This is a genomic window from Mycolicibacterium vinylchloridicum (genome assembly GCF_013404075.1).
Lineage (GTDB): Bacteria > Actinomycetota > Actinomycetes > Mycobacteriales > Mycobacteriaceae > Mycobacterium > Mycobacterium vinylchloridicum.
This window is the reverse complement of the sequence record NZ_JACBJQ010000014.1, coordinates 110,938-123,053: the sequence shown is the minus strand read 5'-3', so window position 1 is coordinate 123,053 and position 12,116 is coordinate 110,938. Positions and strand designations below refer to the sequence as shown.

Here is a 12,116-nt window from a genome sequence, read left to right as displayed (position 1 = left end):
GGGCAGCTTAACAGGTCTAGCCTCGTATGCGTGACCACACCGCATCCGTCGCAGTGGGACTTCGACGCCCTCTACCGCGGCGAGAGCCCCGCCGAGGGAATCCCTCCCGTCACTGCCGTGCCGTGGGACACCAAGGGCCCCAAGGAAAGTGTCATCGCGTGGCAGGAGCAGGGCCTGATTGCCGGCGACGTCCTCGACATCGGCTGTGGGCTGGGTGACAACGCGATCTACCTGGCCCAGCACGGCCACTGCGTCACCGCGCTCGACATCTCGCCGACGGCCTTGATCACCGCCGAGCACCGGGCGGCCGACGCCCACGTGAACGTCCGGTTCGCGGTGACCGACGCCACAGAACTGACCGGCTACCGCGACGCCTTCGACACCATCGTCGACAGCGGGATGTTCCACTGCCTCGACGACGACGGCAAGCTCGCCTACGCCGCCGCGGCCTACCGCGCCGCCCGGCCCGGCGCACGGCTTCTGATCGCCTGCTTCTCCGAGGCCAACGACGACCCGATGCGCGGCCAGCGCGCGGTCAGCGAATCGGCGGTGCGCAGCATCATCGGCGGCGCCGGCTGGACGGTCGCCTCGGTGACCCCGACGACCGTGCGCCGCCCCGACGGGGTCGACATGGGCTTCTGGCTCGTGGTCGCCGAACGCCCCGGCGTAGATGCCGCTCAGTAGAATCCCTCAGGTGAATCTCGGGGACAATCGCGCTTCGGTTGTGCAGGCGGTGGACACCGGCGTGTTGGCCGGTGCCGTCACGTTGGCGTGGCAACGCGGAAATGTGCTGCAGGTCAACGAAATCGGCTACCGCGATGTCGAAGCCGGACTGCCGATGCAGCGGGACACCATTTTCCGGGTCGCCTCGATGACCAAACCGGTCACGGTGGCGGCCGCGATGAGCCTGATCGAGGCGGGCAAGCTCGCATTGAGCGACCCGGTCAGCCGCTGGTTGCCGGAACTGGCCGATATGCAGGTGCTCGTCGATCCGACCGGCCCGCTGGAGGAGACCGTGCCCGCGCGGCGGCCGATCACGATCGACGACCTGATGACCCACCGCAGCGGTCTGGCCTACGTGTTCTCGGTGACCGGCCCGATCAGCAAGGCTTACGGCCGGGTGTCGTTCCGCCAGGACCAGGACCACTGGCTGGCCGAGATCGCGCAGCTGCCGCTGGTACACCAACCCGGCGACCGGCTCACCTACAGCCACGCCACCGATGTCCTGGGTATCGTCGTGTCGCGGATCGAGGGCAAGTCCCTGCAGGCGGTCCTCACCGAGCGGGTGTTCGACCCCCTCGGCATGGCCGACACCGGATTCTTCATCTCTGCCGACAAGCGCGCCCGCGCCGCGACGATGTACCGGCTCGACGAGGCAAGCGGACTGCAACACGACGCGATGGGCCCGATACCGGTCACCGAACCACGGTTCTGTCAGGGCGGGGCCAGCCTGGTGACGACGGTCGACGACTACCTGAGCTTTGCCCGAATGTTGTTGGGTGGCGGCGAAGTCGACGGTGTGCGGGTGCTCTCCGAGGAGTCGGTGCGGTTGATGTGCACCGACCGGCTCACTGACGAACAGAAGCGTCATCCGTTCCTGGGCATGCCGTTCTGGGTGGGCCGCGGCTTCGGTTTGAACCTGTCGGTGGTCACCGATCCGGCCAGGTCCGCTCAGCTCTACGGCCCCGGCGGGGTGGGCACCTTCAGCTGGCCGGGCGCGTACGGAACCTGGTGGCAGGCCGACCCGGCCAACGACCTGATCCTGATCTACCTGATCCAGAACTATCCGAACTTGAGCGCGCCTGCCGCCGCGGTGGCCGGCAATACGTCGTTGGCCAAGCTGCAGTCGGTGCAGCCGAAGTTCGTTCGCCGCACCTACGACGCACTGGGCCTCTAGACCATCGCGATCGGCGAGATCGGTGCCCCGATCTCCAGCGCGCCGGCCAGTTCGCGGCTGACGTCGTAGTCGAACACCACGTGGCCGGAGATGACGTCGATGTCACGCTTGGCGCGCTGTAACGGGTTGTGCAGGAAATGCGCACTGGCGCCGGATGATTCGAGGAGATCGGCGACGACGGCACGGGATTCATGCACGATGTGCGCGGCGGCCACTCGGGCCCCCGCCCGCATGGATCGTGGGATCCGTTCGCCTGCATCGACTTTCGTCTCGATCATCGCGACGGTATCAGCGAGCAATCCGTCCAGTGCGCGCAGCCGCACCCGGGCGTCGCCGAGGCGGATCTGCGCGGCGGGCTGCTGCTTCTGGGCCACACCGGAATATGCCAGCACTCGCTCACCCACGCGGGTGGCGAAGGCGTCGGCGACGTATTCGGCCGCACCCAGCGCGGGCATCGCCGCCAGCAGTGCCAATGCGGGGACCATGGGCCAGCGGTAGGCGGTCCCGTCGTGCAACGCCGCACCCGGCGAGGTACCGCCGTAGACGTCGGCGACCTTGACCAGCCGGTGCTCGGGCACGATCGCGTCGGTGACCACGACGTCGTGGGAGCCGGTCCCGCGCATCCCGTCGGTATGCCAGACATCCTCGACAGCAACGTCTTCGGCGGGCAGCAGCGCCAGCACCGGATCCATCCCGTCGGCTCCGCACAGCGCGCCGACCATCACCCAGTCGGCGGCCATGATCCCGGTCGCCCACGACCACCGGCCGGACAATCGCACCCCGCCGTCGACCGGCACTCCGCGCCCAGTCGGCGCCAGCGGCGCCGGGCACAGCACCGGCCCGTCGGCGAACACCTCGTCCTGTGCCTGCTCGCCGAACAGCGCCAGCATCCAGTTGTGCAGCGTGTAGAACCCGAGCGTCCAGGCGCTGGACGCGCAGCCGTGCGCCATCCGGCGGACCGGTTGCAGGATCGCGGGGAAGGGCGCCTGCGCACCCCCGTAGCGCGCGGGCAGCAGCAGCCGAGCCAGGCCACCGGCCCGGAAATCGGCGATCGTCGCGTCGGGAAGCCGGCGAAGCTCCTCGGCCTCGGCCGCCCGTTGCGCCAGGCATGCCACGAATTCGTCGCTGATCGTCAGCACGGCCCGACGCTACCATACCTTTTGGTATGGAACCCGGACCGTCAGTGCCGCAACATGATTTCGAGGAAACGCTGCTGCCGGACCACGGCTTTCTCGCCGGGCGCCGAGGACGACAGGTGCAGGAATCCGACGCCGGCCGCGAACGTCGCGTCGGCGCGCACGTCGGCCTCCTCGGCGCTGAAACCGTCGTCGAGGTAGGCCTGGCGCACCGCGCGACGCACCCGCCGGTCGGAGGATGCGACCGCCGCCGCGACGTCGGCGTCAGATCGCGCCCATTCCCGCATGGCCCGCTCCAGCATCCAATGCCGTTGGCCGAGAAGGACTCCCATCATCCGACCGAGCCGCTCCCGCGGCGACAGGCCGGCGCCGTCGGTGAACTCGGCGCGGTCGCTGTCGTGCAGCTGCGCCCAGGTGTCGGCCAGTGCACGCCGGTAGGCGCCGATGTCGGCGAAGTGCCAGTAGAAGCTGCCCTTGGTGGCGCCCACCCGCTCGCACAGCCGGCCGACAGTCAGCGCCTTGACACCGTCGGTGGCCAGCAGCGAAAAACCTGCCTCCACCCAGTCTGTCGCCCCCAACATGGCGGGGACCTTACGCCTCGGGCGACGCGCCCCGGACCGCGGCGGCCGCCGCGCGGATCTGCGGGGTGACCAGCATGACCTGGCCCAGCACCCCGTTCACGAAGCCCGGCGACTCGTCAGTGGACAGCTCCTTGGCCAGCTCGACCGCCTCGTCGACGGCCACCGGCTCGGGAACATCCTCGGCATGCAACAGCTCCCAGACCGCCACCCGCAGGATCGCGCGGTCCACGGCAGGCAACCTCTCCAGGGTCCAGCCCTGCAGGTGCGAGGTGATCAGCTCGTCGATGTGAGCCGCATGGGTGGCAACCCCCCTGGCGACAGTCACCGTGTACGGGTTGAGCGCCGACACCTCGGCGTTGGCCTCGGCCAGCGCGATCCGCTTGTCGGCCACCTCGGCGGACGTCAGACCCCGGGCCTCGGCCTCGAACAACAGGTCGACGGCGCGCTTGCGCGCCTGATGCCGACCCTTGTCGGCCTTGCGGTCGGCCATATCAGGCGTTCACACGCCCCAGGTAGCTGCCGTCGCGCGAATCCACCTTGAGCTTGTCGCCGGTGTTGATGAACAGCGGAACCTGGATCTCGGCCCCGGTTTCCAGCGTCGCGGGCTTGGTTCCCGCGCTGGAGCGGTCGCCCTGCAGGCCGGGTTCGGTGCTGGCGACCTCGAGTTCGACGGTGACCGGCAGCTCCAGGTACAGGGGCGCGCCCTCGTTGAACGCGATCTGCACCGGCATGCCCTCCAGCAGGAAGTCGGCCAGCCGGCCGACCAGCGCCTCCGGCAGCGGGTGCTGCTCGAAGTCCTCGGAGTCCATGAACACGAAGTCGGAGCCGTCGCGGTAGAGGTAGGTGGCGTCGCGGCGGTCGACGGTCGCGGTCTCCACCTTCACCCCGGCGTTGTAGGTCTTGTCGACGACCTTGCCCGAGAGCACGTTCTTGAGCTTCGTGCGCACGAAGGCCGGGCCCTTGCCCGGTTTGACGTGCTGGAACTCGATGATCTGCCAGAGCTGGCCGTCGATGTTCAGCACAAGGCCGTTCTTGAAATCGGCAGTGGATGCCACGGTCGGTCGTTCTCCTCTTCTGTCCGGTCCTAGACGACCGTTAGTTCCTTGGGGAACCGGGTCAGCAGTTCTGGGCTTCGCTCGCCGACGACCAGGGTGTCCTCGATGCGGACACCGCCACGGTCGGGCAGGTAGACACCGGGTTCCACGGTCACCACGGAGCCAGCAAGCAGTGTACCGGCGGCTGCGGAGTTGATTCCCGGTGCTTCGTGGATCTGTAGTCCGACGCCGTGGCCCAGGCCGTGGCCGAAGTACTCGCCGTAGCCGGCGTCGGCGATCACCTGCCGTGCCGCGCCGTCGACGTCGCGAAGCTCCGCCCCGACGTCCAGGGCATCCCGGCCCGCCCGCTGAGCCGCCGCGACCAGCTCGTAGATCTCCCGCTGCCAGTCGGCAGCCTCGCCGAGCACGAATGTGCGCGTCATGTCGGAGTGGTAGCCCCCGACCAGCGCACCGAAGTCGATCTTGACGAAATCCCCACTGGCCAGCACGGCGTCGGTGGGTCGATGATGCGGGATGGCCGAGTTGGCTCCGGTGGCCACGATCGTCTCGAACGACGGCCCGTCGGCGCCGTGCTCGAGCATCAGCGCCTCGAGCTGGCGGCCGACCTCCCGCTCGGTGCGCCCCGGCCGCAGGCCGCCGCCCGCCACCAGTTCTGCCAGCGCCGCGTCAGCGGCCTCACAGGCCAACCGCAGCAGGGCGATCTCGCCGGCGTCCTTGATCTCCCGCAGTGCCTCGACCGTGCCGGAGGCCCGCACCAGCTCGGCCGCCGGGTGCTCGTCCAGTTCCCGGGACAGCACGTCGAACCCGTCGACGGTGACGACATGGCTCTCGAAGCCGATCCGGGCGGCGCCGTCGGCCACCGCGCGCCCGACCAGATGGCGCCCGCAGGCCCGTTCGATCACCGTTTCCAGGTCCGGCGCCTGCTGCGCGGCCTGCGTGCGATACCGCGAATCGGTGGCCAGCACCGTCGGCGTGTCGCCGGCGAACACCAAAAGCGCCGCGTTCGACCCGCTGAAACCGGACAGGTATCGGACGTTGACCAGGTCACTCACCAGGATCGCGTCCAGTCCGGCGGCCGCCAACCGGGCAGCCAGCCGGTCCCGGCGTTGGGAATGTGTCACGGTCGCTGACGGTACTCGCTACCCTGACTAACCATGACTACGTGGTTGTTGCGCGGACTGGCCTTCGCTGCCGGCATGGTGATCGTCCGTCTCGTGCAGGGCACGCTGATCAATATCTACGAAACCAAGGCCGCACTCATCAGCATCGCGCTGGTGGTGCTCTTCGCCATCGTGGCATTCGTGTGGGGTCTGCTCGACGGCCGCGCCGACGCCAACGCCAACCCCGACCCGGACCGCCGCCGCGATCTGGCGATGACGTGGCTGCTGGCCGGGCTGATCGCCGGGATCCTGAGCGGCCTGGTCACCTGGATCGTCTCGCTGGTGTACAAGAACGTCTACGCCGAGGGTCTGATCGGTGAGCTCACCACGTTCGCGGCATTCACCGCGCTGGTGGTGTTCGTCCCGGCCATCGCCGCGGTCGCCATCGGCCGCTTCCTGGTCGACCGCAAGCGGCCTCCCCAGGAGCGCCGCCGCGAGGACGGCAGCACGGGCAGCGTATTCGACGCCGTCCGTGACGACGACCGCACCGGGCCCATCGCCGGACTGTCCCACGAGGGCGCCGCAACCGAGGAACGCACCTCGGCCGTGGCGACCGCCGAGCGCGACGAGCCGACCGAGCAGATCGACATGACCAAGGGCCGGGACGACAAGGCCTGAGCCTCTCGCCGCCGGCCCCTCGCTTCGGAGATGAATCCGGACACGGCCTGCAGTACCGACCAATGGAGCCTGCTCACGTCGGCACCGTCGACGTCGCAGTTGGCCGGTGTGCTTGGCGGTTTCCTGATCACCGCGATTGCGTTGCTGTTCGACCGCAACACCCGCGAGGGCGTGCACACGCTGGCGTTGTTCTCCTGTGCGGTTCTGGTCTTGATGCTGGACAGTTTCGTGTTCAGCCTGATCACCGGCACCCAGGTACCCGAGGACGGTGACCGGCGCGCCGTCTGTGCAGTGGCGTGGACACAGGGCATATCGGCCACCGGAATGCTCGCGGCGGGCACGACCGCGCTGTTCGGCGGCCTGGCCTGGATGCTCGCCAGCCACGTCGTCAACAAGTTTCCCGACCAAGCCGACGACGACCAGGACACCAGGGCCTACTGCTTTCTCGCGGTCCTCGGCAGCTGGCTGACGTTCACCGCCGCCCTGTCGATGACGTTGGTCATGAGCGAGACCGCGATCGACTACCTGACATTCATGTACGCCGGGAGATCCGCGTCATGGGCGATCGGCGCGGTGATCGGTGCGACGGCGGTGGTAGTACTGGTCGACCTCCGTCTGGTTGCCGTGCGGAGCCTGCGGTTGCGCCGGTCCCTGGTCAATCCGGCCGAATCGACACAGCTGGCGATGCGTTCGATCCGGCTGGCGACCGTGAGCATGCTGGTGCTGGCGATCCTGGCGTCGGCACTTGCCGGCAGCGCGTCGCGCATACCTGACGAATGGTTGGCAGCGCCGCACGTCGGCGTGGTGATCGCGAGCATCATCACCGGGTTCGTGCTGCCGACGATCGTGTCGACCGCGATCTGTTACTCGGTGCCCAGCACCGGCTAGATCGCGTCGAGCGCCGCCCAGCCGTCAACGTCGAAACTGTCGCCGTCCGCGACGAGCACCGGACCGCCGTGGCCGGGATAGTGCGCGGGAAAAACCGCCGCCTTGGCGTGGGTGGCCTCGGTGAAGACCCGCCTGCGCGTGCCGCGGGCGGCGGCCGGGTCGACGTCGAACGCGCAGGCGTCATCGGGCCGCCGGATCTGGATCGGGCAGTGTGTCAGGTCGCCGACGAACACGGCGGGAGCGCCCGCGTCGAGCCACAACACCGAGGACCCGGGGGTGTGCCCTACGGCTGGACGCAGCCGAAGTGACGGACTGAGTTCCAACTCGTCGGACCACAGCTGGATCTGATCGGTCACCGGAATCACGCTGTCGGCCAGCACCGTTCGCATGCCGTCGTTCTCTCCCTCTCCTCCTGGCCCGAAGAAGCGGTAGTCCGCTTCGGGCATCACGTAGCGGGCGTTGGGGAACGTCGGCACCCAATGTCCGTCGACCAGTTGGGTGTTCCAGCCGACGTGGTCGGTGTGCAGGTGGGTGTTGATCACGACGTCGACGGTCGCCGGGTCGTACCCCGCAGCGGTGAACGAGTGCAGGAAGTCGGTCGACAGATGATCCAGGGGCGGCATGTGCGGCCGGTCGCGGTCGTTTCCGACGCCGGTGTCGACCACCACGACCAGACCGTCGACCTCCACCACCCACGACTGCATCGCGATGCGCCACTGCTCGGCCGCACGGTGCCAGAAGTGCGGCTCCAGCAGGTCGGCATGGTCGTCCCAGGCCTGCGCCGGGGTGTCGGCGAACAGCGATGTCCGCATGTGGATTTGGGTCTCGACAACGCGCGTGACGTTGGCTGCGCCCAACGCGATCTGGTTCTGCACCCCCGGAGACTAGTCCAGGGGGACATCCAGCGTCGCCAGATAGCGCAATGCCAGCAGATAGCCCTGCACGCCGAGCCCGACGATCACGCCAGTGGCCACCGCGCTCAGATATGAGTGGTGCCGAAACTCTTCTCGCGCATGCACATTGGAGATGTGGACCTCGATCAGCGGAGCCTTCAGCTCGGCGCAGGCGTCCCGCAGCACGATCGAGGTGTGGGTCAGCGCTCCGGCATTGAGGATCACCGGGTCGCCGGCGTCGGCGGCGGCGTGCAGCCAGTCGATCAACTGCGCTTCACTGTTGCTCTGGCGCACCACCGCGGAGAGGCCGAGCTCGGTGGCCTGCGACTCGATCAGCATGACGAGGTCGTCATAGGTGGTGCTGCCGTACACCTCGGGCTCGCGGCGACCGAGCCGATCGAGGTTGGGGCCGTTGAGAACCAGGACGGTTGTCATTGCTTGGCCACCTCCGCGTAGGCCGCCGCCAGCAGCGCCGGGTCAGGACCTTCCAGCCGGCCGGGCTTGGCCAGCCCGTCGAGCACCACGAACCGCAGCACACCGGAGCGCGTCTTCTTGTCCCCGGCCATGATCTCGACGAGTTCGGGCAGCACGTCCGGCTCGTAGCTGACCGGCAAGCCGAGCAGTTCGAGCACGTCGCGGTGCCGCTTGGCGGTGGCATCGTCGAGCCGGCCGGCCAGCCGGCCCAGCTCCGCGGCGAACACCAGCCCCACCGAGACGGCAGCACCGTGACGCCACCGGTAGCGTTCCCGGCGCTCGATGGCGTGCGCCAACGTGTGTCCGTAGTTGAGGATCTCGCGCAGCGCCGACTCCTTCTCGTCGGCGGCCACCACCTCCGCCTTGACGGCGATCGCGCGCCGGATCAGCTCCGGCAGCACCGAACCGGCCGGGTCGACCGCGGCCTGCGGATCGGCTTCGATGAGGTCCAGGATCTTCGGGTCGGCGATGAATCCGGCCTTGACGATCTCGGCCATGCCGGCGACAAGCTCGTTGCGCGGCAACGTTTCCAGCATCGCGAGGTCGACAAGCACACCGGCCGGCTGATGGAACGCGCCGACCAGGTTCTTGCCGGCCTCGGTGTTGATCCCGGTCTTGCCACCGACGGCGGCGTCGACCATGGCCAGCAGTGTGGTCGGCACGTGCACGATGTCGACGCCGCGCAGCCAGGTCGCCGCGGCGAATCCGGCCACATCCGTCGCCGCCCCGCCACCGAGGCTGACCAACGCGTCGGTGCGGCCAATCCCGATGCGGCCCAGCACCTCCCAGATGAAGCCGAGGACGGCCAGGTCTTTGCCCGCCTCGGCGTCGGGAATCTCGATCCGGTGGGCGTCCACACCCCGCTCGGTCAGGTGCGCCCGGATGGCTTCGGCGGTCTGGGCCAGCACCGGCTGGTGCAGGATCGCCACCTTGTGCCTGCCGCCGAGGAGCTCACCGAGCTCGCCGAGCAGGCCGGTGCCCACGATCACCGGATAGGGCGGATCGACGGCGACCTCGATGGTCACCGGCGGTGTGGGCTCTGTCATTTGCGGACTCCGGCGCGTCGAGCGGCCAGCGCCGCCGGGGTGGCGGGCGTGACCGGGGTGGATTCGGACGGTTCATCCGGCGGTGGCGGACTGGACCGCTTTTCGGTCGCGGACTGCGAGCGGCGCCACGGCGGTCTGCGTCGGCGTGGCGGTTGCGGGTTCTCCAGCCGCGAAATGATATGGCGCACAACGGCACCGGGGTTACGTCGGTTTGTGTTCACCCGGATCGTGGCAACCCGCCGGTAGATCGGCACCCGCTGATTCATCAGCGCCCGGTACTTCTCGGCGTGATCGGGGCCGGCGAGCAGCGGACGGACGGTGTTGCCGCTCGTGCGGCGCACGCCCTCGGCGGCACTGATTTCCAGGAAGATCACGGTCTGCCCGGCCAGCGCGTCACGCACACCGGGGGTCGTGACCGCGCCGCCGCCCAGCGACAGCACGCCGTCGTGGGTCTTCAGCGCATCGCGGATGACCTCTTCCTCGATGCGGCGGAATTCCGCCTCACCGTCGTTCGCGAAGATGTCGGCGATGGTGCGGCCGGTCTTCTCCTCGATGGCGGCGTCGGTGTCGAGCATCCCCACCCCCATCGCCTTGGCCAGCCGCCGCCCGATGGTGGACTTCCCGGAGCCGGGCAACCCGATCAGCACGGCCTTCGGCGCCATCGCGCTACCCCGACACCCGCACTGGCGAATCGGACGGCATACGCTCGGCGACTGCCTGAAGGTAGGAGTCGACATTGCGGCGGGTCTCCGACAGCGAGTCACCACCGAATTTCTGCAGGGCGGCGCGGGCCAGCACCAGCGCGACCATCGTCTCGACGACGACGGCCGCGGCGGGCACCGCGCACACATCGGAGCGCTGGTGGATGGCGACTGCCTCGTCGCCGGTGGCCATGTCGACGGTGGCCAGTGCGCGCGGCACGGTCGAGATCGGCTTCATCGCCGCCCGCACGCGCAGCGGCAGCCCGTTGGTCATGCCGCCCTCCAGGCCGCCGGCCCGGTTGGTGGCGCGGACCACGCCGTCGGGGCCGGGGTACATCTCGTCGTGGGCCTGGCTGCCGCGCCGGCGCGCGGTTTCGAAGCCGTCGCCGATTTCGACACCCTTGATGGCCTGGATGCCCATCACCGCGGCGGCGAGCTGACTGTCGAGCCGGTTGTCACCGCTGGTGAACGAGCCCAGGCCGATCGGCAGGCCGTGGACGACGACTTCGACGACGCCGCCCAGGGTGTCGCCGTCGCGTTTGGCGGCCTCGATCTGTTCGATCATGTCGGCCTCGGCGGCCTTGTCGAAGGCACGCACCGGGCTCTCGTCGATGCGGGCCAGATCGCCGGCGGCCGGCGGCAGCCCGTCGTAGGGCGCCGATGCCCCGATGGAGATGACGTGCGAGAGCACCTCGACGCCGAGCGCCTGACGGAGGAAGGACCGGGCCACGGTGCCCGCCGCGACCCGCGCGGCGGTCTCGCGGGCGCTGGCCCGCTCCAGGACCGGGCGGGCGTCGTCGAAGCCGTATTTGAGCATCCCCGCGAAATCAGCGTGACCGGGCCGGGGCCGGGTCAGCGGCGCATTGCGGGCCACGTCGAGGTCTTCGGCGGCCACCGGGTCGGACGCCATGACGGTCTCCCATTTGGGCCACTCGGTGTTGCCGATCTCGATGGCGATCGGGCCACCCAGAGTGGAGCCGTGCCGGACCCCGGCCAGCACGGTGACCTGGTCTTGCTCGAACTTCATCCGGGCGCCGCGGCCATAGCCCAGACGCCGGCGAGCGAGCTGCTCGGCGATGTCTGAGGAGGTGACCTGCACACCGGCGACCATGCCTTCGACCACGGCTACCAGCGCGCGGCCGTGGGATTCACCGGCGGTCGTCCATCGCAACACGCGTCCCATCTTCCCACGCCGGTCACGGCAGACCCAATTTGCTTTCGCGACGGTGCCGCCTCAGAACACCGCTAGCGCCGCGGCGGCCAGGCTCGCCAGACACATCGACGGGCCGTGCGGCACCGTCGTGGTCCGATCGGACACCGCGATCACGACGGCCAGCAATGCCGTCAGCACCGGCGCACCCAGTGCCGCCAGCAGCCAGACATCGGGCCCGAAGGCACCCGTCAGCCCGCCCACCCCGAGCGCCAGCTTGACATCACCGGCACCCAATCCGGCCGGAAACACCAGGTGCACAACGAGATACAGCCCTGCCAGGCCGAGCGCTCCGGCCAGCGCGGGCATCCCGTGACCGCACCAGGCCGCGACCGCAAGGACCGCGACCGCGCCCGGCAGCGTCAGCGCATTGGGCAGCCGACGGTGGCGCACGTCGAACACGGTCAGCGTGGCCGTCCACAGCAGCACGACCCCGACCACGAACAAGCGCACCGGC

15 protein-coding genes are annotated in these 12,116 nt (G+C 69.2%); 4 read left to right on the top strand and 11 right to left on the bottom strand.

Annotated elements, in window-relative coordinates:
* The first annotated feature begins 30 nt into the window (after positions 1–30).
* Positions 31–684, top strand: a complete 654-nt coding sequence (locus HPC46_RS14325) for a class I SAM-dependent methyltransferase (RefSeq protein ID WP_179470870.1) — start codon at positions 31–33, stop codon at positions 682–684.
* A gap of 10 nt (positions 685–694) precedes the next feature.
* Complete coding sequence (locus HPC46_RS14320) at positions 695–1,897, top strand: serine hydrolase domain-containing protein (protein ID WP_179470868.1); 1,203 nt, start codon at positions 695–697, stop codon at positions 1,895–1,897.
* On the opposite strand, the gene HPC46_RS14315 is transcribed toward HPC46_RS14320, so the two are convergent.
* Genes HPC46_RS14315 through HPC46_RS14295 form a run of 5 tightly spaced genes read right to left on the bottom strand, consistent with a single transcriptional unit; the run spans position 1,894 to position 5,790 of the window.
* On the bottom strand, positions 1,894–3,036 hold the full coding sequence (locus tag HPC46_RS14315) for an acyl-CoA dehydrogenase family protein (RefSeq protein ID WP_179470866.1): 1,143 nt from the start codon (positions 3,034–3,036) through the stop codon (positions 1,894–1,896). The genes HPC46_RS14320 and HPC46_RS14315 overlap by 4 nt on opposite strands.
* 41 nt (positions 3,037–3,077) lie before the next feature.
* Positions 3,078–3,614, bottom strand: coding sequence for a TetR/AcrR family transcriptional regulator (locus tag HPC46_RS14310; protein WP_179470864.1), 537 nt, complete (start codon positions 3,612–3,614; stop codon positions 3,078–3,080).
* A 10-nt stretch (positions 3,615–3,624) separates the two neighbouring features.
* On the bottom strand, positions 3,625–4,104 hold the full coding sequence (gene nusB, locus HPC46_RS14305) for a transcription antitermination factor NusB (RefSeq protein WP_179470863.1): 480 nt from the start codon (positions 4,102–4,104) through the stop codon (positions 3,625–3,627).
* A gap of 1 nt (position 4,105) precedes the next feature.
* A complete protein-coding gene (gene efp / locus HPC46_RS14300) occupies positions 4,106–4,669 on the bottom strand; it encodes an elongation factor P (RefSeq protein ID WP_094478339.1) in 564 nt (187 codons plus the stop codon).
* A 29-nt stretch (positions 4,670–4,698) separates the two neighbouring features.
* Positions 4,699–5,790: an aminopeptidase P family protein gene (locus HPC46_RS14295; RefSeq protein ID WP_179470861.1), complete on the bottom strand. Its 1,092-nt coding sequence runs from the start codon at positions 5,788–5,790 to the stop codon at positions 4,699–4,701.
* 33 nt (positions 5,791–5,823) lie between these two features.
* Here HPC46_RS14295 and HPC46_RS14290 point away from each other — a divergent pair, with 33 nt between their 5' ends.
* Both HPC46_RS14290 and HPC46_RS14285 read left to right on the top strand, forming a co-directional pair.
* A complete protein-coding gene (locus HPC46_RS14290) occupies positions 5,824–6,447 on the top strand; it encodes a B-4DMT family transporter (protein ID WP_179470859.1) in 624 nt (207 codons plus the stop codon).
* A 30-nt stretch (positions 6,448–6,477) separates the two neighbouring features.
* A complete protein-coding gene (locus HPC46_RS14285; protein ID WP_179470857.1) occupies positions 6,478–7,335 on the top strand; it encodes a hypothetical protein in 858 nt (285 codons plus the stop codon).
* Here the strand turns inward: HPC46_RS14285 and HPC46_RS14280 are convergent.
* The 6 genes from HPC46_RS14280 to HPC46_RS14255 are packed head-to-tail and all read right to left on the bottom strand — an operon-like array spanning position 7,332 to position 12,112.
* Complete coding sequence (locus tag HPC46_RS14280) at positions 7,332–8,210, bottom strand: MBL fold metallo-hydrolase (RefSeq protein ID WP_179470855.1); 879 nt, start codon at positions 8,208–8,210, stop codon at positions 7,332–7,334. The genes HPC46_RS14285 and HPC46_RS14280 overlap by 4 nt on opposite strands.
* Positions 8,211–8,219: 9 nt before the next feature.
* Positions 8,220–8,663, bottom strand: coding sequence for a type II 3-dehydroquinate dehydratase (aroQ, locus tag HPC46_RS14275; RefSeq protein ID WP_179470853.1), 444 nt, complete (start codon positions 8,661–8,663; stop codon positions 8,220–8,222).
* Positions 8,660–9,748 (bottom strand): 3-dehydroquinate synthase, encoded by a 1,089-nt coding sequence (aroB, locus tag HPC46_RS14270; RefSeq protein ID WP_179470851.1) that lies wholly within the window; start codon positions 9,746–9,748, stop codon positions 8,660–8,662. The genes aroQ and aroB overlap by 4 nt, the downstream gene beginning before the upstream one ends.
* Positions 9,745–10,410 (bottom strand): shikimate kinase, encoded by a 666-nt coding sequence (locus tag HPC46_RS14265; protein WP_179470849.1) that lies wholly within the window; start codon positions 10,408–10,410, stop codon positions 9,745–9,747. Before HPC46_RS14265 ends, aroB begins: the two co-directional genes overlap by 4 nt.
* A gap of 4 nt (positions 10,411–10,414) precedes the next feature.
* Positions 10,415–11,623 carry a chorismate synthase gene (gene aroC / locus HPC46_RS14260; RefSeq protein ID WP_179470847.1) on the bottom strand — a complete coding sequence of 403 codons (1,209 nt, stop codon included), beginning with the start codon at positions 11,621–11,623 and terminating at the stop codon, positions 10,415–10,417.
* Positions 11,624–11,683: 60 nt separating this feature from the next.
* The gene (locus HPC46_RS14255; RefSeq protein WP_179470845.1) at positions 11,684–12,112 is read right to left on the bottom strand and encodes a prepilin peptidase; all 429 of its coding nucleotides are present in this window, start codon (positions 12,110–12,112) and stop codon (positions 11,684–11,686) included.
* Positions 12,113–12,116 lie beyond the last annotated feature (4 nt).